Origin of the sequence: Methylobacterium oryzae, assembly GCF_036441375.1 — a bacterium.
Lineage (GTDB): Bacteria > Pseudomonadota > Alphaproteobacteria > Rhizobiales > Beijerinckiaceae > Methylobacterium > Methylobacterium oryzae_A.
In genome coordinates, this window is the sequence record NZ_MLCA01000001.1 from 1,564,675 (window position 1) to 1,586,925 (window position 22,251).

General features: G+C 70.3%; 18 protein-coding genes and 1 other annotated feature. Of the genes, 9 read left to right on the forward strand and 9 right to left on the reverse strand.

Going from position 1 to position 22,251, the window contains the following annotated elements; all coding sequences use genetic code 11:
- Nucleotides 1–378: 378 nt before the first annotated feature.
- The 5 genes from MOTC310_RS07420 to MOTC310_RS07440 all read left to right on the forward strand — a co-directional run bounded on the left by MOTC310_RS07420 (nt 379) and on the right by MOTC310_RS07440 (nt 8,008).
- Nucleotides 379–2,067 carry a methyl-accepting chemotaxis protein gene (locus tag MOTC310_RS07420; protein WP_331301316.1) on the forward strand — a complete coding sequence of 563 codons (1,689 nt, stop codon included), beginning with the start codon at nt 379–381 and terminating at the stop codon, nt 2,065–2,067.
- A 151-nt stretch (nt 2,068–2,218) separates the two neighbouring features.
- Nucleotides 2,219–3,889, forward strand: coding sequence for a methyl-accepting chemotaxis protein (locus MOTC310_RS07425; RefSeq protein WP_331301317.1), 1,671 nt, complete (start codon nt 2,219–2,221; stop codon nt 3,887–3,889).
- A gap of 64 nt (nt 3,890–3,953) precedes the next feature.
- Nucleotides 3,954–4,009: a sequence feature (sul1 is cis-regulatory element that is thought to sense ions involved in sulfur or methionine metabolism; They are found in Alphaproteobacteria), on the forward strand.
- Between the two features lie 60 nt (nt 4,010–4,069).
- Nucleotides 4,070–5,566 (forward strand): SulP family inorganic anion transporter, encoded by a 1,497-nt coding sequence (locus MOTC310_RS07430; RefSeq protein WP_331301318.1) that lies wholly within the window; start codon nt 4,070–4,072, stop codon nt 5,564–5,566.
- Nucleotides 5,567–5,666: 100 nt separating this feature from the next.
- The gene (gene hslU, locus MOTC310_RS07435) at nt 5,667–6,980 is read left to right on the forward strand and encodes an ATP-dependent protease ATPase subunit HslU (RefSeq protein WP_331290847.1); all 1,314 of its coding nucleotides are present in this window, start codon (nt 5,667–5,669) and stop codon (nt 6,978–6,980) included.
- Between the two features lie 140 nt (nt 6,981–7,120).
- The gene (locus MOTC310_RS07440; RefSeq protein WP_331301319.1) at nt 7,121–8,008 is read left to right on the forward strand and encodes a DMT family transporter; all 888 of its coding nucleotides are present in this window, start codon (nt 7,121–7,123) and stop codon (nt 8,006–8,008) included.
- 10 nt (nt 8,009–8,018) lie between these two features.
- Here the strand turns inward: MOTC310_RS07440 and MOTC310_RS07445 are convergent, their stop codons facing one another.
- The 4 genes from MOTC310_RS07445 to MOTC310_RS07460 form a co-directional block, all read right to left on the reverse strand.
- Nucleotides 8,019–8,420, reverse strand: a complete 402-nt coding sequence (locus tag MOTC310_RS07445; protein WP_010682249.1) for a PTS sugar transporter subunit IIA — start codon at nt 8,418–8,420, stop codon at nt 8,019–8,021.
- Nucleotides 8,421–8,594: 174 nt separating this feature from the next.
- On the reverse strand, nt 8,595–9,035 hold the full coding sequence (locus MOTC310_RS07450; RefSeq protein ID WP_331301320.1) for an HPr kinase/phosphorylase: 441 nt from the start codon (nt 9,033–9,035) through the stop codon (nt 8,595–8,597).
- Complete coding sequence (locus tag MOTC310_RS07455) at nt 9,035–10,789, reverse strand: stimulus-sensing domain-containing protein (protein WP_419539122.1); 1,755 nt, start codon at nt 10,787–10,789, stop codon at nt 9,035–9,037. The genes MOTC310_RS07450 and MOTC310_RS07455 overlap by 1 nt, the downstream gene beginning before the upstream one ends.
- A 68-nt stretch (nt 10,790–10,857) precedes the next feature.
- Nucleotides 10,858–11,568: a response regulator transcription factor gene (locus tag MOTC310_RS07460; RefSeq protein ID WP_020094607.1), complete on the reverse strand. Its 711-nt coding sequence runs from the start codon at nt 11,566–11,568 to the stop codon at nt 10,858–10,860.
- A gap of 305 nt (nt 11,569–11,873) precedes the next feature.
- Here MOTC310_RS07460 and MOTC310_RS07465 point away from each other — a divergent pair, with 305 nt between their 5' ends.
- The 3 genes from MOTC310_RS07465 (at nt 11,874) to lepA (ending at nt 15,071) form a co-directional block, all read left to right on the forward strand.
- Complete coding sequence (locus tag MOTC310_RS07465) at nt 11,874–12,659, forward strand: HugZ family pyridoxamine 5'-phosphate oxidase (RefSeq protein WP_331301321.1); 786 nt, start codon at nt 11,874–11,876, stop codon at nt 12,657–12,659.
- A 61-nt stretch (nt 12,660–12,720) separates the two neighbouring features.
- On the forward strand, nt 12,721–12,921 hold the full coding sequence (locus MOTC310_RS07470) for a hypothetical protein (RefSeq protein ID WP_010682254.1): 201 nt from the start codon (nt 12,721–12,723) through the stop codon (nt 12,919–12,921).
- Nucleotides 12,922–13,268: 347 nt separating this feature from the next.
- On the forward strand, nt 13,269–15,071 hold the full coding sequence (gene lepA / locus MOTC310_RS07475) for a translation elongation factor 4 (RefSeq protein ID WP_331301322.1): 1,803 nt from the start codon (nt 13,269–13,271) through the stop codon (nt 15,069–15,071).
- A gap of 101 nt (nt 15,072–15,172) precedes the next feature.
- Here the strand turns inward: lepA and MOTC310_RS07480 are convergent, their stop codons facing one another.
- From MOTC310_RS07480 to MOTC310_RS07490, 3 genes are all read right to left on the reverse strand, one after another.
- Entirely contained in the window at nt 15,173–15,490 is a 318-nt protein-coding gene (locus MOTC310_RS07480) for a c-type cytochrome (RefSeq protein WP_331301323.1), read from the reverse strand.
- A 152-nt stretch (nt 15,491–15,642) separates the two neighbouring features.
- A complete protein-coding gene (locus MOTC310_RS07485; protein ID WP_331301324.1) occupies nt 15,643–16,926 on the reverse strand; it encodes a PQQ-dependent sugar dehydrogenase in 1,284 nt (427 codons plus the stop codon).
- 113 nt (nt 16,927–17,039) lie between these two features.
- Entirely contained in the window at nt 17,040–18,542 is a 1,503-nt protein-coding gene (locus MOTC310_RS07490) for an NAD(P)/FAD-dependent oxidoreductase (protein ID WP_331301325.1), read from the reverse strand.
- Nucleotides 18,543–18,744: 202 nt separating this feature from the next.
- Here MOTC310_RS07490 and MOTC310_RS07495 point away from each other — a divergent pair, with 202 nt between their 5' ends.
- Entirely contained in the window at nt 18,745–20,529 is a 1,785-nt protein-coding gene (locus MOTC310_RS07495; RefSeq protein WP_331301326.1) for a hypothetical protein, read from the forward strand.
- A gap of 3 nt (nt 20,530–20,532) precedes the next feature.
- On the opposite strand, the gene MOTC310_RS07500 is transcribed toward MOTC310_RS07495, so the two are convergent.
- Both MOTC310_RS07500 and moaC read right to left on the reverse strand, forming a co-directional pair.
- Complete coding sequence (locus tag MOTC310_RS07500; RefSeq protein ID WP_331301327.1) at nt 20,533–21,762, reverse strand: molybdopterin molybdotransferase MoeA; 1,230 nt, start codon at nt 21,760–21,762, stop codon at nt 20,533–20,535.
- On the reverse strand, nt 21,759–22,250 hold the full coding sequence (moaC, locus tag MOTC310_RS07505) for a cyclic pyranopterin monophosphate synthase MoaC (protein ID WP_024829527.1): 492 nt from the start codon (nt 22,248–22,250) through the stop codon (nt 21,759–21,761). Before moaC ends, MOTC310_RS07500 begins: the two co-directional genes overlap by 4 nt.
- Nucleotide 22,251 lies beyond the last annotated feature (1 nt).

Consider the following 22,251-nt stretch of genomic DNA (forward strand, 5'->3'; position numbering starts at 1 on the left):
CCAGGTCATCGACGGCGTATCACTGGCTTCGTCCGGTTCAGGGCGGGACGCGACAGAGTTCGCGCGAGCCGCGTTGCGCGCGAATACGGTGGTGGGTGGACATCGAGGCACCCATTTTTTTACCGGATCGACGCCCGTAATGCCGCGCCGATACAAATATCGGCACAGCAATTCTCATCTTAGGTTGCACTCGCCGAGGACAGCAGATCGTGCGGCAATCACAGAAGCTTGATTGCGACCCCGCGTTTTCGACCGCCGTTCAGCCCGACTAGTGGCCTAAGCGCCGCCCGCTTTAAGACATAATTTACATCGTATAATTTATCACACGCCCCAGGGAACAAATTCCAATCGTCCGAATGGAACCCTGGGGACTGTCTTATGCGCTCGATCAATGACGTGCGGATCGTAACGAAGCTGACTGCCGCCTTCGGCAGCTTGGCGGCGGTCACGGTCGGGATCAGCGCGATCGGTTACAACCATTTATCTTCGATCGAGCGCGTCAATCACCTGACGGAACACTCCTATCAGGTCATCTCCGCCCTCGATGGCGTGACGCAGTCGATGGTCAACCAGGAGACCGGGCTCCGGGGCTACCTGATCGCCGGCGACCCGCGATTCCTGGAGCCGCTGCACAACGGCCAGAAAGCGTTCAAGGCTTCGCTGGAAAGCGCCGTGGCGCTCACCGCCGATAACGCCGCGCAGCAGGCGCGCTTGGAGGCCGTGCGCGGCTCGGCGGAGACGTGGTCGAACGACATCGCCGCGAAGGAGATCGCCCTCGGCGAGGCGGGGAATCTCGACAAGGCGCGGCAGATCGAGGCGAGCGGCGTCGGCAAAGCGTCCATGGACGCCCTGCGCGCGAAGATCGGCGAGGCCGAGAAGGCCGAGCGCGACCTCCTCACCGCTAGGAGCGACGAGCAGGCGCGTTCCTTCAGCGCCGCCTACCTCGCGAGCCTGCTCGGCAGCATCGCCAGCGTCGTCATCGCCGGTCTGCTGGCCTTCCTGGTCTTCGCGATGTTGACCCGGCCGCTGGGCCGTCTCGTGGCGGTCCTGCAGCGCATGGCGCGGGGCGAGATCGAGGCCGAGATCCGGGAGGCCGTGCGCGGCGACGAGATCGGCGCGGTCGGGCGCGCCGTGGAGGGCATCAAGGCGATGGTCGCCAAGAAGGCCGCCGAGGAGGCCGAGATGAAGCGGATCGCCGACGAGGCCGCCGCGGCCGAGCGGCGCCGGACCATGATCGAGTTGGCCGACCGCTTCGACCGCGCGGTCGGCGGGATCGTCGGGATGGTATCGTCCTCGGCCACCGAGTTGCAGGCGACCGCCCGGTCCATGTCGGCGACGGCGTCGCAGACGTCGAGCCAGTCGAACACGGTGGCGGCTGCCGCCGAGGAGGCCGCGTCCAACGTCAACACCGTCGCGGCGGCGGCAGAGCAGCTCGGCTCCTCCGTGCAGGAGATCGGCCGACAGGTGGACGGCTCGGCGCACCTGGCACAGAAGGCCGTCTCCGACGCCGACCAGACCGGCACCCTCGTTCAGGAATTGAGCCACTCCGTGTCGCGGATCGGCGACGTGGTCGGACTGATCTCCAACATCGCCGGCCAGACCAACCTGCTGGCCCTCAACGCCACGATCGAGGCGGCCCGCGCCGGGGCCGCCGGCAAGGGCTTCGCGGTCGTCGCCTCCGAGGTGAAGGCGCTGGCCGAGCAGACCGCCAAGGCGACCCACGAGATCTCCGCGCAGATCGCGCAGATTCAGGCTTCGACCGGTCAGGCAGTCACGTCGATCGGCGGCATCACCGAGCGCATTCGCGAGATCAGCGGCGTCGCCACCTCGATCGCCGCCGCGGTCGAGGAGCAGGGCGCGGCGACCCAGGAGATCGTCCGGAACGTCGCGCAGGCGGCGGTCGGCGCCGGCGAGGTGACGAGCAACATCTCCGGCGTCGCCGGCGCCGCCGAGGAGACCGGCGTCGCCGCCGGCCAGGTTCTCGACGCGGCCTCGGAGCTGTCGCGGCAATCCGAGCGCCTCACCGCGGAGGTCGGGCGGTTCCTCGATACCGTCCGGGCGGCCTGACCGGCTCTGGCGCGGCCCGGACCGGGCCGCGCCCCCGGACCCCAGTGCCGCCACAGGGCCAGGACAAATAATTCCGGATCGCCTCGGTTTACGACGTCTTGACGAATAACCGGCAATTTGACGCCAACCGAGCCTTGACGGTTGGATAGCGATGAAAATCGGCGGAAAACTCCTGGGCTTCGTCGGCGCCTGCAGCCTGACGACGCTCATCGTGGCGGGGGTCAGCGTCGCGACGCTGAAGAGTTTCGAGCGCTCGCTCGCGAGCGTCGAGGGCGCCTCGATCCGGGCGCTCGACGCCGCGAATTTCAACCGCCTCGCCGCCGAAGTCACCATGGACTCGCGCGGTGTCTACGCCTCCAGCGACCGCGCGGAGGCCGGCAAGTACACTGCCGGCATCCGCAAGGGTCTCGCCGAGATGGACGCGCTCCGGGCTGACTGGGCACCGCGGGTCACCGACGCCGAGCGGCCGCTCTTCGACGCCATGGTACGCAACGCCGACGCCTTCCGGACCCTCCGCAGCGCCCTCGCGGATGCCGGCGACACGACCGGCCCCAAGGCGGCCGCCGAGCTCGGATTCAACGACGCCAACCGCGCGAACCGCAAGGTCTTCCAGGCCAGCATCGACGCCCTGGTGAAGCAGGGCCGGACCGAGATGGCGGCGATCAAGGCCGACACCCAGGCGCTGTTCGAGACGCGCACGCTGCTCCTCCTCGGCCTCGCCCTGATCGGGACCGTGATCTGCTGCGCCCTCGGCCTGTTCGTCGGGCAGCGGCAGATCGCCCGGCCGCTGCGGGCGGTCTCGGACGCGATCCAGCGCCTCTCGCGCGGCGACCTCACCCTGCCCGCGATCAAGCCGGGCCGCGACGAGATCGGCGCGATCTGGACGAGCATGCAGATCTTCAGCGACACGATGCGGGAGGCCGAGACCCTGCGGCACGAGCACGAGCGGATGCAGGCCGACACGGCGACGCGCAAGCGCACCGAGATGGCAGGGCTCGCCGAGCGCTTCCAGGGCAGCATCGGCGGCCTGGTCGAGCACCTCGCCGGAGCCGCCGCCGGGCTGGAGCGCGCCGCCGCGACCATGGCGGGCAACGCCGAGCACGCGGGGACGCAGTCGCAGTCGGTGACCCGCGCCGCCGAGACCACCGCGCACAACGTCGAGGCCGTGGCCGCCGCCACCGAGGAGCTCGCCGCGACCGCCAGCGAGATCGGCGTCCAGGTCACGCAGACCTCGACGGCCGCCGAGAGCGCGGTCGAGGCGACACGGCGGACCCGGGCGAGCGTCCAGGCCCTCGCCCGCAGCGCCGACGGGATCGGGCAGGTCGTGTCCCTCATCTCGACCATCGCCGGCCAGACCAACTTGCTGGCGCTCAACGCCACGATCGAGGCCGCGCGGGCCGGCGAGGCCGGGCGCGGCTTCGCCGTCGTCGCCACCGAGGTGAAGGAGCTGGCGACGCAGACCGCCAAGGCCACGGAGGAGATCGCCGGCCAGATCGCCGCCATGCGGCACGCGACCCACGAGGCTGTCGCGGCGATCGAGGAGATCGGCGGCACGATCGAGCAGGTCCACGGCATCGCCCTCGGCGTTGCCGCGGCCGTCGAGGAGCAGCAACTGGCCACCCAGGAGATCGCGCGCAGCGTCTCCGAGGCCGCCAGCGGCACCCGCGCCGTCACCGACACGATGGCGCTGGTCCTGGGCGCGGCCCGCGAGACGGGTGCGAGCGCCGCGGAGGTTCTCGATGCCGCCGCCGACATCGCCCGCCGCTCAAGCGGTCTCGGCGGCGAGGTGGCGGGCTTCGTGGCCCAGGTGCGCGCCGCCTGACATCACCGCGGCGCCCGGTGGATGTTGCATTGCAGCGCGAGCGCCCCTAGTCTCGGGGCACTCGCAAGGACCCGGTGAAAGCCCGGGTGGCTCTTCCGGCCGCCGATCCGCCGGACCACGCATTCGAGACGCGCCTTGACCCGCCAGTGACGCGGGCACGCCGCTCGTGCGGATTCATCGATGTCAATCAATCCTACCGGAAACGCCGGATACCTCCGGTCGTGGACCTCCAGCCTGCGCGGCGACACCCTCTCGGGCCTCGTCGTCGCCCTCGCGCTGATCCCCGAAGCCATCGGCTTCTCGGTCATCGCCGGCGTCGACCCGAAGGTCGGGCTCTACGCCTCCGTGGTCATCGCCTGCACCATCGCCTTCGCGGGCGGGCGCCCGGCGATGATCTCGGCCGCCACCGCCGCCACCGCGGTGGTCATGGTCGACCTCGTGCGCGAGCACGGCGTCCAGTACCTCTTCGCCGCCACGATCCTGATGGGCCTGATCCAGATCCTGGCCGGCCTGCTCCGGCTGGGCCGGCTGATGCGCTTCGTGTCGCAATCGGTGATGACCGGTTTCGTCAACGCGCTGGCGATCCTCATCTTCCTGGCGCAGTTGCCGGAGCTGACCGGGGTCACGCCGGCGACCTACGGCCTGATCGCCCTCGGCCTCGTGATCATCTACGGATTCCCGCGGATCACCGGCGCGATCCCGGCCCCCCTCGTGGCCATCGCGGTGCTCACGGCGATCACCGCGATGTTCCACCTCGACGTGCGCACCGTCGCCCATCTGGGCGCCCTGCCGTCGGCGCTGCCGAGCTTCGCGCTGCCGGACGTGCCGCTCACCCTCGAGACCTTGCGGATCCTCCTGCCCTACGCGGCGACGCTCGCCGCCGTCGGCCTGCTGGAGAGCCTGCTCACCGCGCAGATCGTCGACGACATGACCGACACGGGCAGCGACAAGAACCGCGAGTGCATGGGCCAGGGTGTCGCCAACATGGCCTCGGCGGTGTTCGGCGGCATGGGCGGCTGCGCGATGATCGGCCAGTCGGTGATCAACGTCTCCTCGGGCGCTCGAGGGCGCCTCTCGACGTTCGTCGCGGGCGCCTTCCTGCTGCTGCTCCTCGTGGCCCTGCAGGATCTGCTGGCCGTCGTGCCGGTGGCGGCGCTGACGGCCGTGATGATCATGGTCTCGATCAACACCTTCTCGTGGCGCTCCCTGCTGCGCCTGCGCACCAACCCGCTGCCCTCATCGGCGGTGATGCTGGCAACCGTCCTGGTCGTGGTGGCCACGAAGGATCTCGCCATCGGCGTGCTGGTCGGGGTCCTGCTCTCCGGCGTGTTCTTCGCCGGCAAGGTCGCCCGGCTCAACCGGATCACCTCCGCGCTCTCGGCCGATGGCCGGACGCGAACCTACACCGTCGCCGGGCAGGTCTTCTTCGCCTCCGCGGGCACCTTCTCCGACGAGATCGACGTACTGGAGCCGGTCGACCGCCTCGTGATCGACGTCCACGCGGCGCATTTCTGGGACATCTCGGCCATCGCGGCCCTCGACCGGGTCGTCCTCAAGGCCCGTGCCCGGGGCCGCGACGTCGCGGTCATTGGCCTCAACGCGGCCAGCGCGACCCTGGTGGAGCGGTTCGGCCAGCACGACAAGGGCGGCGCCGCGGCGGTGCCGGCGTCACATTGAGGCGGCAGCGGCGCTGCGCGGGGCCCCTTGCGCGGGGCCGCGCGCGACCCCATTCCCGGCGCGGGGCCGATTTCGGGCCGGGAACAGGGATGGCAAAGCGGTGACGACGTTCTCTCCCCGCGAGATCGTGTCCGAACTCGATCGGTTCATCGTCGGGCAACACGACGCCAAGCGCGCCGTGGCGATCGCGCTGCGCAACCGCTGGCGCCGCCAGCAGCTGACCGGCCCACTCCGCGAGGAAGTCGCGCCCAAGAACATCCTGATGATCGGGCCGACCGGCTGCGGCAAGACCGAGATCGCCCGCCGCCTCGCCCGTCTCGCCAACGCGCCGTTCCTCAAGGTCGAGGCCACCAAGTTCACCGAGGTCGGCTATGTCGGCCGCGACGTCGAGCAGATCGTCCGCGACCTCGTCGAGGTGGCGATCGGCCTGACCCGGCAGGTCAAGCGCGAGGCCGTGAAGGCCAAGGCCGAGGCCGCCGCCGAGAACCGGATCCTCGACGCGCTGGTCGGCCCCACGGCGAGCCAGGCCACCCGCGACAGCTTCCGGCGCAAGCTGCGCAACAGCGAACTCGACGACAAGGAGGTGGAGCTGGAGCTCACCTCCAGCGCCCCCGCCGGCATGCCGATGTTCGAGATCCCCGGTGTTCCGGGCGCGTCCATGGGCGCGATCAACATCGGCGACATGCTCGGCAAGGCGCTGGGCGGCCAGCGCGGCAAGCCGCGTCGGGTCCTGGTGCGGGACGCCTACGCGCCGCTGATGGCCGAGGAATCCGACAAGCTCGTCGACGACGAGGCGCTGGTGCGCGAGGCGATCCGAGAGGTTGAGAACAACGGCATCGTCTTCCTCGACGAGATCGACAAGATCTGCGCCCGGGAGGGCCGCTCGTCCGGCGACGTCTCCCGCGAGGGCGTGCAGCGCGACCTGCTGCCGCTGATCGAGGGCACGACCGTCGCCACCAAGCACGGGCCGGTGAAGACCGACCACGTCCTGTTCATCGCCTCGGGCGCGTTCCACGTGTCGAAGCCAGCGGACCTCCTGCCCGAACTGCAGGGCCGCCTGCCGATCCGGGTCGAGCTGCAGCCGCTGACGGTGGACGACTTCAAGCAGATCCTGACCGCCACCGAGGCGAGCCTGATCAAGCAGACGGTCGCGCTGCTTGAGACCGAGGGGGTCACCCTGACCTTCACGGACGACGCGGTGGACGCTCTCGCCCGGGTTGCCGTGGAGGTGAATTCCTCGGTGGAGAATATCGGCGCGCGCCGGCTCCAGACCGTCCTTGAGCGGGTGATCGACGAGATCTCCTTCACGGCGACCGACCGCTCCGGCGAGACGGTCCCGATCGACGCGGCCTACGTCCGCGACCGGGTGCAGGATCTGGCATCGAACGCGGATCTGAGCCGGTTCATCCTGTAGGGCCGGGGCATCTGGGGACGAGCCAGGGCCCGACGAGCCACGCGTGAGGGTGGCGTGAGCCATGAGACCCGGCCTGGCCCGCGGCGACCGCGGCGTCTGCTATGCCCGCGCCGGGCCCCGGTCCTGAGGAATGTCGTCGCGTGTCACGCATCAGGTTCGGGCTCGGGGATACGGTTCTCTCCGTGGCGGCGCTGGTCACCGGCATGGTCTCGCTCCAGTGCGGCGCGACCTTCGCCAAGAGCCTGTTCCCGGCACTCGGCGCGGCCGGGACGTCCGCACTGCGGGTGGGATTCTCGGCGCTGATCCTGATCGCCGTCTGGCGGCCGTGGCGGCGCAGCCTCCCGGCGCGCGAGGCCGGCTGGATCGCCCTCTACGGGACGGCCCTCGGGCTGATGAACCTCCTGTTCTACCTCGCTCTGGCGCGGCTGCCCCTCGGACCGGCCGTGGCCATCGAGTTCGTCGGGCCGCTCGCTGTCGCGCTGGTCGCGTCGCGCCGCCGCTCGGATTTCCTGTGGATCGGCGTGGCGGTCGCCGGACTCGCGCTGCTGCTGCCGATCGCCAGCCACGACGGACTCGACCCGATCGGCATCCTGCTCGACCTCGGCGCGGCGCTCTGCTGGGCGCTCTACATCCTGTTCGGCCAGCGCGCCGGGCGCGTTGACGGCGGGCAGGCCGTGTCGCTCGGCATGCTCACGGCGGCGATCGTCGTGGCGCCCTTCGGCGTGGCCGAGGCCGGACCGGCCCTGCTGGCGCCCGGTATCCTCGCCGCCGGCCTCGCGGTGGCGCTGATGTCGAGCGCCCTGCCCTACTCGCTGGAGATGGTCGCCCTGCGCCGCCTCGACCGGAAGAGCTTCGGCGTGCTGATGAGCCTGGAGCCCGCCGTGGCGGCCTGCGCGGGTCTCGTGCTGCTGGGGGAGCGAATCAGCGCCGTGCAGTGGATCGCGATCGCGCTGGTAATCGCGGCATCGGTGGGAATCACCGTGAGCGCGCGGCGCTCAGCACCGCCGACGGTCGTCCTGGAAGCCTGAGCGGGGAGAACTACTTGCCCGCCAGAACCCGCGAGGCGACGTTGATGTATTTGCGGCCGGCTTCCTGGGCGTGAAGCACGGCGTCGCCGAGCTTCTCCTCGTCGCGGACGCTGGCCAGCTTGATCAGCATCGGCAGGTTGATCCCCGCCACGACCTCCACCGACCCGCCATTCATGCAGGAGAGCGCGAGGTTCGACGGGGTGCCGCCGAACATGTCGGTCAGCACCACCACACCGTCTCCGGTATTCACGCGACAGACCGCGGACATGATGTCCCGGCGTCGCAGCTCCATATCGTCCTCCGGCCCGATCGTGATCGTTTCGATCTGATCCTGCGGGCCGACCACGTGCTCCAGCGCGGCCTTGAACTCGGTCGCCAGGAGTCCGTGGGTGACGAGCACCATGCCAATCATCGACACGTGTTCCAACGTCCTGTGTGTGCCGCCATGTTGTGCATCGCACAGCCCCCCACAAGGCGAACGCGACTTTTTTGCTCGGACATTGCCGAGATCATGCCACGGTCGCCGCGTGTGCGCCATGGGGGATACCAGTCTTGGGCGAATCGAGCCGCCTGTGCGGCTGCGAAGTCACGGCCCAAGCTTTCGCAGCGCCGCACGGACGAGCAGCGGCGCGAGACCGGCCGCCCGTGCGCCGCGGTCGAGCACCAGGCGCGGCACGGCGATCCCCAGGATGTCCGCGTCCGACGGCGGCTCGGGCAGGCGCGGCGCCGCCTCGACCAGATCGACGGCGAGGTGCAGCACCGCCTCAGACCGCACCGCGAGGCCGAGATCGGCCGCCGACAGGATCCCCTGGCCGCGGACCTCCACGCGCCCGGCGAGCGCGGGATGGGGACCGGCCGTGATTCGCCCGTCGCGCACCGCGCAGGCGACCCGGTCGTCGGCCACGAAGGCCCCGTCCGGCGCGGCGGCGAGCAGGAGGGCGAGGCTGGATTTGCCCGCGCCCGACGGACCGCGAATCAGGATTCCGGCCCCGCACAGCGCGGCGCAGGCGCCGTGCAGGGTGACCATCAGGCGTGGAGCTGCCGCGGCGCCGCCGGCAGGCGCACGACGAAGCGGGCGCCGCGCACCGTCGGCTCGCCGTCCTCGTCGGGAGCACCGGGCCGGTTCTCGGCGCGGATCGTTCCGCGATGGGCCTGGACGATCTGACGGGAGATCGACAGGCCGAGGCCCGAATTCTGGCCGAAGCCCTGTTCCGGCCGGTCCGTGTAGAAGCGCTCGAAGATCCGCTCCAGGGCGTGCTCCGGGATGCCCGGGCCCTCGTCCTCGCAGATCATCTCCACCTCGCCGCGCACCCGGCGCAGCACGACGCGAACCTTCGCGTCGCTCGGGGAGAACGACCTTGCGTTGTCGAGGAGATTGTTGACCACCTGCCCGAGCCGGCTGTCGTGGCCGATGATCGTGAACGGGGCGTCCTGCTCCGTGCCGGTCGCCTCGACGTCGAGCTGGATCAGGCAGTCCTTCGGACGCCGCCGCTCGTTGGCCACCGACACGACCGTGGTGAGGAGCCGCCGGAGATCGACCCGGCGGGCCTCGGCGCGGGCGAGTTCCGCGTCCAGGCGGGAGGCGTCCGCGATGTCGCTGATCAGGCGGTCGAGGCGCTTCACGTCGTGCTGGATGATCGCCATCAGCCGGCCGCGGGACTCGTCGGTCTTGGCGAGCGGCAGCGTCTCCACCGCGCTGCGGAGCGAGGTCAGCGGGTTCTTCAGCTCGTGGCTGACATCGGCCGCGAAGCTCTCGATGGCGTCGATCCGCCGGTAGAGCGCCTGGGTCATGTCGCGCAGCGCGCCCGACAGGTGGCCGATCTCGTCGGTCCGCTCGGTGAAGTCCGGGATCTCCTCGCGGGTCTTGATGCCCATGCGGACCTTCTCGGCGGCCTCCGCGAGGCGGCGCACCGGCCCCGCGATCGCGCCCGCCAGCAGGAACGACAGCACCACCATCACCGCCGAGGCGACGAGGAACACCTGCAGCAGGCCGAAGCGCTCCGAGGCGATGACCCGGTCGATGGCGTCGCCCTGGGTCGAGATCAGCAGGGCGCCGCGAACGGAGCCGGCCCGGTGGATCGGCACCGCCACCGAGACCGTGGTCTCGCCGAGCTTGTTCCGGCGCACGAGGCTGCCGCGGTTGCCGCCGAGCGCCGCCTGGACCTCGCGGAGGGAGTGACCGTTCACCGGCCCGGTCTCCTCGGCGGTCTCGGTCCGGCCGCGGAACAGGCCGCCGAACTTGGACTGGACCGCCTCGAAGGCGGATTCGAGCATTCCGGGCTTGTGCGGCTTCGGCTCCAGCGGGTCGGGCCGACTCGCGTCGCCGCGCTTGAACAAGGTTCGGGTGTCGAAGAGGAGGCCGCCCTCCTGGTCGTAGACCCGGGCGCGGTTGCCCGTCGGCGTCACGAGGCGCGACAGGAGCGGCGCCACCTTCTCGGGGTTGAGCGAGAAGGCGAGCGGCTGCGACTCCTCCTCCGCCGCCTCGCCGGCCTGCTGCTGGAGCAGCTTGTCGGGATCGATGCGGATCGTGTCGGTGTCCACCGAGGCCGAGGCCGCGATCGCCCCCGCGATGATCTCGCCCTGGATGGCGAGACTCTGGATCCGGGCCTGGATCAGGCCCTGGCGGAACTGGTTGAGGTAGAGGAACCCGACGAGCAGCGCGATCAGCCCGACGAGGTTGAGGACGACGATGCGGCGCGTCAGACTCGACGAGGCGCGCTGGCCGATCGCCTCCCACACGGAGCGGGGCCAGCCGAGCGGTCGCGACAGGGTCTGGGCCAGGGAGGTGCGGGGCGGGGCATCCTCGGTCTGGGTCTCTGAACGGGCGGTCACGGGGCGGATCCTGGAGATCACGCCTCCTTGAATCGGTAGCCGACGCCGTAGAGCGTCTCGATCATGTCGAAGCTCTGGTCGGTGACCTTGAACTTCTTCCGCAGCCGCTTGATGTGGCTGTCGATGGTCCGGTCATCGACGTAGACCTGATCGTCGTAGGCCGCGTCCATCAGGGCGTTGCGGCTCTTCACGACACCGGGACGCTGCGCGAGGGCCTGGAGAATCAGGAACTCCGTGACCGTCAGGGTCACCGGCTCGCCCTTCCAGGTGCAGGTGTGGCGCTCGGGATCCATCATCAGCGCGCCGCGCTCGAGCGACCGGGCCGCGACCTCGGCCTCGCCGCGGGGCGTGCTGCCGGGAGCCTCCTTGGCGAAGCGCCGCAGCACCGCCTTCACCCGCTCCACCAGCAGGCGCTGCGAGAACGGCTTATGGATGAAGTCGTCCGCGCCCATCTTGAGGCCGAACAGCTCGTCGATCTCCTCGTCCTTCGAGGTCAGAAAGATCACGGGAAGGTCCGATTTCTGCCGCAGGCGTCGGAGAAGCTCCATCCCGTCCATGCGCGGCATCTTGATGTCGAAAATCGCGAGATCGGGCGGGGAGTGGCGCAGACCGTCCAGCGCGGAGGCGCCGTCCGTGTAGGTCTGGATGCGGTAGCCTTCGGTCTCCAGCGCGATCGACACAGAGGTGAGGATGTTCCGGTCGTCGTCGACGAGGGCGATGGTCGGCATGCGCGGTCCCTGACTGAACGGGCTCAGGCGCGGTCCCGGCTCTTCGCACAGGCCGCGCCACGTCCCGGCCCCCGAGGGGCAGACAAAAACGCGAACCGGGCGGTTTGGGCGCAGCCCGGCACACGCAAAGGGACAGGTGCTTTAGTACGGCCGATCGGAAAAAGCGAGCGGCGGTCATAGCTTGGCCGTAACACGGGAGCGCGGCGGCCCATCTGACGCGGCCGCGGCGCCTCGCGCAGCCCGCGCCGCGCCGCTAACGTGGCGGCGAAACAGGGTGACCACTCGAAGCCGGGGAGGAAGCGCGGATGGGCGAGACGAGCGACACGGGTCCGGGCGCGGGCGAACCGGCTCGTCCGCTGCCGGCCGAGGCGGCGCCCTTCGACGCGATCGGCCTGTCGCGCACGCTCCTGCGCAGCGTCCGCTCCGGCGCCCTCGCGACCCTTGAGCCGGACGGCACGCCCTTCGCCTCCCTCGTCACCATCGCAACGGACGCGGACGGGACGCCGCTGATGCTGCTGTCGCGGCTGTCGGCCCACACCCGCAACCTGCTGGCCGACCCGCGCTGCTCCCTGCTGTTCTCGCAGGGCGGCAAGGGCGATCCCCTCGCCCATCCCCGCCTGACCGTGGTCGGCCGCGCCGTCCAGACCACCGAGATTCGGGCCCGGGAGCGGTTCCTGGCCCGCCACCCGAAGGCCAAGCTCTACGCCGATTTCCCGGATTTCGGCTTCTTCGCCCTGGCGCCGGAGGCCGGCCACCTCAACGGCGGCTTCGCCAAGGCCGCGACTCTGACCCGCGACCAGCTCCTCCTCGACCTCTCGGACGCGCAGGCGATCGTGGCGGGCGAGCGCGGCGCCGTGGAGCACATGAACGCCGACCACGCGGACGCGCTGGCGCTCTACGCCGCCGGCGCCGGTGGCGCGGCCGACCTGCCCTGGCGACTCACGGGCCTCGACCCCGAGGGCATGGACCTGATGGCGTCCGACCGCACGGTCCGCGTCCCCTATCCGGAGCGCGTCACCGACATGGGTGCGCTGCGCAAAAGCCTCGTTGCCATGGCCGCGCGGGCGCGCGCGACCGGTGCGGACGCGTAAACGCGCAAGGACTTGGCGATCAGGCATGGCGAAAAGTCGCTGACCGCCCCATATCGGCCCCATGAGCGATACCCAGACAGATACCTACCCCTTCAGCCTCGACGTGGAGCCGGTCGGCGAGAGCGGCTCCCTGTTCCAGTGGAGCATCCGCAAGCACGGCAAGCTGCACCAGCGCTCGGACCGGAAGCATCCGACCGAGGCCAAGGCGCGCTCCCACGGCGAGGCCGAGATCGAGCGGCTGATCCGCGACCGCGGTCGCTGAGTCAGGTCGCTCTTCGGCGCAAGAGACGTCCTTGATCCGGGGGCCGGCATGTTCCGGCCCCCGTCGTTTGCGTGTCTTCGCCGACCGGATCAGATCTCGCCGTCGTCCCGGGAAGCCGCGGGGGAACATGGGATCCGGGCGTGGCGGCCTTTGGCCGGCGGAGCTTCCGGGTCCCGCGATCCCCAAATGACGGTCCGGGGCCCACAAGCCCCCTGCCCGCGTCTTCGGGCGCTCAGGCCGCGCTTGGCGCCTTCCCGTCGCGCTGCTATCTCGCGCGGGAGCCGATCCATCCGAACACGTCCCGACGTCAGACGGTGCGCGCCGGCGCGCGCCCCAACGGAATGCCGATGACAGCCCCGATCGACACCATCCGCAACTTCTCGATCGTCGCGCATATCGACCACGGCAAATCGACCTTGGCCGACCGGCTGATCCAGGCGACCGGCACCGTCGCGCTGCGCGACATGAGCGAGCAGATGCTCGACTCGATGGACATCGAGAAGGAGCGCGGCATCACCATCAAGGCGCAGACCGTGCGCCTGGAGTACAAGGCGCAGGACGGCAAGGACTACGTCCTGAACCTGATGGACACGCCCGGCCACGTGGACTTCGCCTACGAGGTCTCGCGGTCGCTCGCCGCCTGCGAGGGCTCGCTGCTGGTGGTGGATGCCTCTCAGGGCGTCGAGGCGCAGACGCTCGCGAACGTCTACCAGGCGCTCGACGCCAACCACGAGATCGTCCCGGTCCTGAACAAGGTCGACCTGCCGGCCGCGGAGCCGGACCGGGTGAAGGAGCAGATCGAGGAGGTGATCGGCCTCGACGCCTCCGACGCCGTGCCGATCTCGGCCAAGACCGGGCTCAACATCGAGGCGGTGCTGGAGGCGATCGTCACGCGCCTGCCGCCGCCGAAGGGCAACCGCGACGCGCCGCTCAAGGCGCTGCTCGTGGACAGCTGGTACGACGCCTATCTCGGCGTCGTGGTGCTGGTGCGGATCATCGACGGCACCCTCAAGAAGGGCATGACCATCCGCATGATGGGCGCCGACGCCGTCTACGGCGTCGACCGGATCGGCGTGTTCCGGCCGAAGATGGCCGATATCGACGCGCTGGGTCCGGGCGAGGTCGGCTTCTTCACCGGCTCGATCAAGGAGGTGGCTGACACCCGCGTCGGCGACACGATCACCGAGGACAAGCGCCAGACCACTCAGATGCTGCCGGGCTTCAAGGAAGTCCAGGCAGTGGTGTTCTGCGGCCTGTTCCCGGTGGACGCGGCCGAGTTCGAGAACCTGCGCTCGGCCATGGGCAAGCTCCGGCTCAACGACGCCTCGTTCTCCTACGAGATGGAGAGCTCGGCCGCCCTCGGCTTCGGCTTCCGCTGCGGCTTCCTCGGCCTGCTGCACCTGGAGATCATCCAGGAGCGGCTGGAGCGCGAGTTCAACCTCGACCTGATCTCCACGGCGCCCTCGGTGGTCTACCGCCTCAAGATGCGCGACGGCGAGATCAAGGAATTGCACAACCCGGCCGACATGCCGGACGTCATGAAGATCGAGACGGTCGAGGAGCCCTGGATCCGCGCCACGATCCTGACGCCCGACGAGTATCTCGGCGGCGTGCTCAAGCTCTGCCAGGACCGGCGCGGCGTCCAGATCGACCTCAACTACGTCGGCAAGCGCGCCATGGTGGTCTACGATCTGCCGCTGAACGAGGTGGTGTTCGACTTCTACGACAGGCTGAAATCGATCTCGAAGGGCTACGCCTCCTTCGACTACCACGTGTCGGATTACCGCGAGGGCGACCTCGTGAAGATGTCGATCCTGGTCAACGCCGAGCCGGTGGACGCCCTCTCGATGCTGGTCCACCGCACCCGCGCCGAGTCGCGCGGTCGGGCCATGTGCGAGAAGCTGAAGGACCTGATCCCCCGCCACCTGTTCCAGATCCCCGTTCAGGCGGCGATCGGCGGCAAGATCATCGCCCGCGAGACGATCAAGGCCCTGTCCAAGGACGTCACCGCCAAGTGCTACGGCGGCGACATCTCGCGCAAGCGCAAGCTCCTCGACAAGCAGAAGGAAGGCAAGAAGAAGATGCGCCAATTCGGGCGCGTCGAGATACCCCAGGAGGCGTTCATCGCCGCCCTGAAGATGGACGATTGATCCGCGTCGTCGCGAGCGAAGCGAAGCGCTCCAGTTGCGCGACGCCCGCCGACGGCGCGCTACCTTGGGTTACTTCGCTCCGCTCGCAAAGACGGTTCAGGCTATCCTGGCGGCAGCACGTCGATCTGGATGCCCGAATAGTACGCCGCCAGGTTGGCGATATCGGCGTCCGACAGCTCCTTCGCGACCACGTTCATGATCTCGTTCTGCCGCTTGCCGTCACGGTACTCGGTGAGCGCCTTCACGAGGTAGGGCTCGACCTGCCCGGCGAGGTTGGGCGCCTCCGGCAGCTTCGAGAGCCCGTCCATCCCGTGGCAGGTCTGGCAGGCGGTCGCGCGCTTCTTACCCGCGGGCGCGTCGCCGGCCTGCGCCGTCAGCGGGACCAGGGTGAAGGCGAGGAGCAGCAGCGGACGGATCATCGGGCAGGCTCGAACTCTCAAACCGGTGAAGACTGGACCGCGCGCCGCCGAACGGCGCACGGGCCCCCTCTCTCGTGCGGGAGAGGGGGCGCGCTGCGCTCGTCCGCGACAAGGGCGCCTCTCTTGGAGAAGGGCGCTCCCTCACAAAAAAACTACTTCTCGTAGGAGATCCGGTAGATCGCCCCGGCCGAATCGTCGGAGACCAGCAGCGATCCGTCGAGCATCACCGCCACGTCGACCGGGCGGCCGAGATACTCGCCGTCGCCGGTGAGCCAGCCCTCCGCGAAGGGCTTGACCGACTCGACCTTCCCGTCGGCCCCGAGCTTGGCGAACATGACGCGGGCGCCGACGGGCTCTGTCCGGTTCCACGAGCCGTGCTCGGCGATGAAGATCCCGCCCTTGTAGGCGGCCGGGAACTGCTTGCCGTTGTAGAAGGTCATGCCGAGATCGGCCGCGTGCGGCGGCAGCTCGGCCTGCGGGGCGACGGCGTCGGCCGGAGGCGTCTGGTCCTTGTACTCGACCGTCCGGACAGAGCCGCCGCCGAACCACGGGAAGCCGAAATTCTCGCCCGCCTTGGTGGCGCGGTTCAGCTCGCCCGGCGGCTTGTCGTCGCCCATGCCGTCGACCTGATTGTCGGTGAACCACAGCGACTTGTCGGTGTTGAAGTCCATCCCGACGGAGTTGCGGATGCCGGTCGCGTAGACCTCGCGGTTCTTGCCGTCGGCGTCGATGCGAATGATGCCGCCGATGCCGGTCTTATTGTAGAGGTCCATCTTCTCGGCAGGCGGCACGTTGTAGGGCTGGCCCAGCGCGATGTAGGTCTTGCCGTCCGGCCCGACCCGGCAGACCCGGGCGGTGTGGTTGAAGCTCTCCTCGGAGGCCGGGATCAGCGCGCCCTGCTTGACCAGCACGCCGGCGGCGACGTCGGGGTTCTCGTAGAAGAACTCGGCGGCCGGGAAGGCCAGGACGCGGTTCTGCTCGACCACGGTGAGCACGCCGTCCTTCGAGAAGCAGACGCCGTTTGGGATCTTGAACGTGATGCCCGGCGCGAAGGGCCGGACTTCGTCGGCGACCCGGTCCTTGTCGCGGTCGGTGACCGTGTAGATCTTGCTCTTGCGCGTGCCGACGAACAGCACCCCGGCATTGGGGCCGACCGCGATGGCGCGGGCGTCCGGCACCACGGCGTACAGGTCGATCTTGAAGCCGTCCGGCAGCTTGATCTTCGACAGGTTCTTGCGGATCGCGTCGGCGCGGCGGCCGGTCTGCGGGATCTCCGCGGCGGCCTGGGTGTCGGTGCTGTGGAAGCCCTCGAGCTTCTCGAGGTCGTCGGTCTTGGCCTTGGTCTCGGCAGGGGCCGCACCCTGCGCCAGGGCGGGCAGCACCGCCGCCGGCATGGCCACGCCCGCGAAGAGCGCGGCGAGAAGCAGAGATCGCATCGAACATTTCCTCCCGGCGGCCCTTGGACCAGGGCATTGCCGGGAGGGAACGATAGAGGCGCGGGACAGACCGGCAAGCGGCGCCGGTGACGCGGCCGGGACGCTGTCGCGCCTCAGGCGACCTTGCGCGGCACGAGGCGCTCGCTGCCGAGCGCGGCGTCGGCTCCCGACACGCCGGACTCGGTGTACTCGGCGTCCTCGTTCACCCGCCAGACGTCGTGCCGGCGCCGACCGCAGAGGATGTTCTCCACGGTCAGCATCGCGGTCATCATCGCGTGGTCCTGGTTGTTGTACTTGTGCATGCCGTTGCGGCCGACGAGGTGCAGGCTCGGGAAGTCCCGCTCCAGCTCCCGCCGAACGGTCGCGACGTGGCCGGCATACTCCTCGTCGTAGACCGGGTAGGCCTTCGGCTGGCGGACCACGCAGGCATCGACCACGTCGGCCGGGTCGATAAGGCCGATCTGCCCGATCTCGCGCTTGGCGAGTGCCACCAGCTCGGAATCGTCGGCGTTCCAGAGGCCGTCGCCCTCGAAGCAGAAATACTCGAGTCCCAGGCAGGTGTGGTCCGCGTCCGGCACCATCTCGGGCGACCAGGATCGGAAGTTTTGCACGCGACCGACCTTCACCGAGGGGTCGTGAATGTAGATCCAGTTGTCCGGGAAGTTCTTGTCGGACTTGGCGATGAGCGCCACCGTCAGGAAGTCGCGGTATCTCAGCGCCCGGGCGTTGAAGGTGCTGAGCGGCCGCGGGCGGATCGCGTCGACCAGCTCGCGGACCGGCGCGGACGAGATGACGTTGCGGGCCGTGAAGGTCTCGCGGCTGCCGTCCGAGCGGCGGGCCGCCACCGTCCAGATGCCGGTCCCGGCATCGTAGCTGAGGGAATCGACGCCGCGGTCGAGCTTCAACTGCCCGCCCTGGGCGTGGATCTTCGCGGCCGCCGCCTCCCACATCATGCCGGGGCCGCGGCGGGGATAGCGGAACGACTCGATCAGCGTCTTGATGACGGGACCGCCGACCTTCGGCGCCTTGCGCAGGCCCAGCGACCGCTTGATGCCGTCGCGGATCGCGGCGCCGAGGTCGAGCCCCTTGATGCGCTGGGCCGCCCAGTCGGCCGAGATCGCGTCGCACGACATGCCCCACACCTTCTCGGTGTAGGTCTTGAAGAAGATCGAGAACAGGCGCTCGCCGAACTGGTTGCGGACCCAGGCGTGGAAGGTCTTGGGGTCCTCGACCGGCCGCAGGCGGGCGTAGAGGTAGGAGGCGAGGCAGGCCGCGCTGGTGAGGATGCCGAGGTTGCGCAGCGCCTCGAAAGCCCTGAGCGGGTAGGCGTAGTACCGCCCCCGATAGTAGATCCGCGACAGGCGCGGGCGCTCGATGAAGTCGTTCGGCAGGATCTCGTCCCAGAGATCGACCACGGCCTGGGACTTCGAGAAGAACCGATGGCCGCCGATGTCGAACAGGTAGCCGTTGTGCGAGACGGTGCGCGAGATCCCGCCGACCTGGGCCGGATCCCGCTCCAGCACGGTCACGGAGCGCCCCTTCTTCGACAGCAGGTAGGCGGCGGTCAGACCCGCGGGCCCCGCGCCGATCACCAGCGTCTCGGTGTGGTGGCTCATACCATGCTCCGGCGATTGGTGCGGCGCGCGACGCGCAGGACGCCGACCGGTCGTGAGGATGCCCGGTCGTGGTTAAGGAATCGCTGGCGGCGGGTCGGCGCCGCGATCGGAAGGCGCGGCGGAGGCCTTTTGACCGCGCGTTAAGCGGAAGCGCGCGAGCATGAAGGCGCGGGCACCGACTGTCCGTCCTGGTGATCCGACCATGCCGGCTCCGGCGCTACCCCTCTCCCGACCGCGCGGGCGACTGGAGACCCGCACGCTCCTGTGGGTGCTCGCCGCCCTCTGCATCGCGACGATGAACGGCCCCCACGCGGTCTGGGAGACGATCCGGCACCTGCGCGTCCCGGATACCGACGACGCGATGCGGCTCGTCGAGGTCCGCGACCTGCTGGCCGGCCAGGGCTGGTACGACAACGTCCAGTACCGGTTCCTGGCCCCGACCGGCGTGCCGAGCCACTGGTCGCGCCTCGTGGACGCGCCGATCGCGGGGCTGATCCTGGCGGTCACGCCCCTGACGGGCCGCACGCTGGCCGAGGGTCTAGTCGCGGCCTTCTGGCCCCTGCTGCTCTTCGGTCTCTACGGCTGGATCCTGTATCGCGGCGTCCGGCACAGCTTCGGCAAGCGGGCCGCACTCCTGGCCCTGATCGCGGCGACGCAGACCTTCGGCGTGACGATCCAGTTCCAGGCGGGGCGGGTCGATCACCACAACCTGCAGATCGTCTCGATCCTCGGACTTGCCTTCTGCATGATCCGCGGAGGGCTCCGACCCGGCCTGGTCGGCGGGTGCCTCGCCGCGCTCTCCCTGGCGATCGGCCTGGAGGGCCTGCCCTTCGTCGCGCTCGCCGCCCTCTTTCTCGCGGGCGACTGGTGGCTGCGCGGACGCCCCGCCCTCCTGTCGCTGACGGGATTCGGCCTGGGTCTCGGCCTCGCCGCGCCCGCGCTGTTCGCCGTTCAGACGGCCCCCTCGCTCTGGGGCGTCTCCCACTGCGACGCGCTCTCGCCGCCCTGGCTCTGGCTCACCCTCGGCGGACTCGCTTTGGTCGCCGGAGCCGCCGCCGCGGGCGAGCGCCTCGCGACGGTCTCGGCGCGCCTCGCCCTCTCGGGCCTCACGGGGTGCATCCTGCTGGCCGGGTTCGCGGCCGCCTTCCCGGCCTGTCTCGGCGGCCCCTTCCCCGACATGCCGGCCCTCGTGCGGACCCACTGGCTGCTCACGGTCAACGAGATGGCGCCGCTGGCGAAGTTCGTGGCCCGCGGCCAGTGGGAGGCGCTGGTCTTCTACCCCGTCGTGATCCTCGCGAGCCTCACGGCCGCCCGTGCCGCGTGGCGCGGGCCCGACCGCCGAACCTGGTCGGTGATCGCGCTGTTCCTGTGGCCGGGTCTGATCCTCGGCGTCGTGCAGTTCCGCGGCCTCTACATCGTCTCCGGCTTCGTACCGCTGGTGGCGGGCGTCGTCCTCGATCGCGCGCTGGCGCAGGCAGACCTGCCGGAAGCGGCGCGGCGCTGGCCCGTCGCGCTGCTCGGCGCCGCGATGGTCAGCAGCCTCTGGATGATCCCGGCGCTCCTGGCGGAGGCTCTGGCGCCGGGCCTGCGCACCGCGCCCGACGCCGCCCGAACCACCGCCTGCCTCGACGACGCCGCCGTCCGGCCATTGGCGCGCCTGCCGGAAGGAACCGTGCTCGCCCCGATCTTCCTGGGGCCGTCGATCCTGCTCCGCACCCCGCACAGGATCGTCGCCGCGCCCTATCACCGGGCCATTCCCGGTCTCGCGGCGGCCATCCAGGGGCTGGGTGGCACCGAGGCCGACCTCGACCGGGTGCTGACGGCGTTCAACGTCCGCTATCTCGTCACCTGCCCGGCTCGGCCGGCCGACGACCTTCAGGCGGAGACGGCCTTCGCCACGCGCCTCGCCGAGGGCGCGATCCGGAGCACGCGCCTCGTACCGCTGGACGCGCCCGGCCCGCTCAAGGTCTGGCGCGTGGTACCCTGAGCGTCAGAGCAGGCGGCGATCGAGGCGGATGATCCGGCAGGGATCGCCGACGCGCGCGGCCGGCGCGCCCGGGTCGCGGATCAGCAGGGCCTCGGACCGCCCGAGGACGGCGAGCATCGACGAGTCCTGGCGCTGCTCGGCGGTCGCGACCGGCAGCCGGCCGGGCTCGCGGATAAGGCTCGCCCGCATGTAATCGGCCCGGCCGTCATTCTCCGGCATGTCGCGGCCCAGCGTCGCCGGCTCGCTGAGATCGGCGCCCGCCTGCGGATCGCCCAGGAGCGCGCGGATGGCCGGCACCACGAACAGCAGCCCGCACACGATGGACGAGACCGGGTTTCCCGGCAGCCCGATCACCAGCATGTCGCCGAGGCGACCGTGCATCAGCGGCTTGCCCGGCCGGAGGGCGACCCGCCAGAAGCCGAGCTCCAAACCCTGCTTGGCGAGCGCGGCCTGTACCAGATCGTGATCGCCCACCGAGGCCCCTCCGAGGGTGACCAGCAGGTCGGCCCGCGCCTCGCGGGCGCGACGGAACGCGTCCGCCAGGGCGTCGTAATCGTCCCCGGCGATGCCGAGATCGACGATGTCGGCGCCCGCCTCCGCGGCGAGAGCGCCGAGCGCGAGGCCGTTCGAGGCCACGATCTGATCCCAGCGGGGCGTCGCGCCCGGCTCGACCAGTTCGTCACCGGTGGCGAGGATCGCGACGCGCGGCCGGCGACGGACCGGGAGGCGCGGGTGACCGGCCGCCGCGGCGAGGGCCAGTCGCGTGGGATCGAGGCTCATGCCAGCCCGGATCAGGGTCTCGCCTGCCGTGAAGTCGAGGCCGGCCCGGCGGATGAACCGCGCCGGCTCCACCGGCTCCAGGACACGCACCGTGCCCGCCTCGGCGGAGGCGTTCTCCTGGATCAGGATCGCGTCCGCACCCTCCGGAACCGGCGCGCCGGTGAAGATCCGCACCGTTTCGCCGCCGCCGATGCGGCCGGGGAAGCCGTGCCCGGCCGCGCTGGTGCCGATCAGCCGCAGGCTCGCCCCCGCTTCGGCCGCGTCGGCGCTGCGCACGGCGTAGCCGTCCATGGCCGAGGCCGGGAACGGCGGCTGGGTGCGGGACGCGACGACGTCGGCGGCGAGCGTCCGGCCGGCGGCCTGGGTCAGCGGCACGGTCTCGGGCTCGACCGGGCCAGGGACGCTCGCGAGCACCCGCGCCAGCGCCTCTGCGACCGGAATCAGGCCACTCATTCGGCCGGAGCCCGGTAGGCGCCCGAGCGGCCACCGTCCTTGGCGGTCAGCCGGATTCCCTCGATCCGCATGCCGCGGTCGACCGCCTTCACCATATCGTAGACGGTCAGGCAGGCGACCGAGACGGCGGTGAGCGCCTCCATCTCGACGCCCGTGGGGCCCTGGACCCGAACCTCGGCGGCGATGCGCAGACCGGGCAGCGCGTCGTCCGGCTCGCACTCGACCCGCACCTTCGACAGCAGCAGGGGGTGACAGAGCGGGATCAGCTCGTGGGTGCGCTTGGCCGCCATGATACCGGCGAGCCGCGCCGTGCCGATCACGTCGCCCTTCTTGGCGTCACCCTCACGGATCAGCGCCAGGGTCTCGGGCCTCATCACGATCTGGCCCTCCGCCCGGGCGGTCCGGTCGGTGGCGGGCTTGTCGGTGACGTCGACCATGTTGGCCGCGCCGCTCGTGTCGAGATGGGTCAGCGTCGAGCCCGGCCGCATC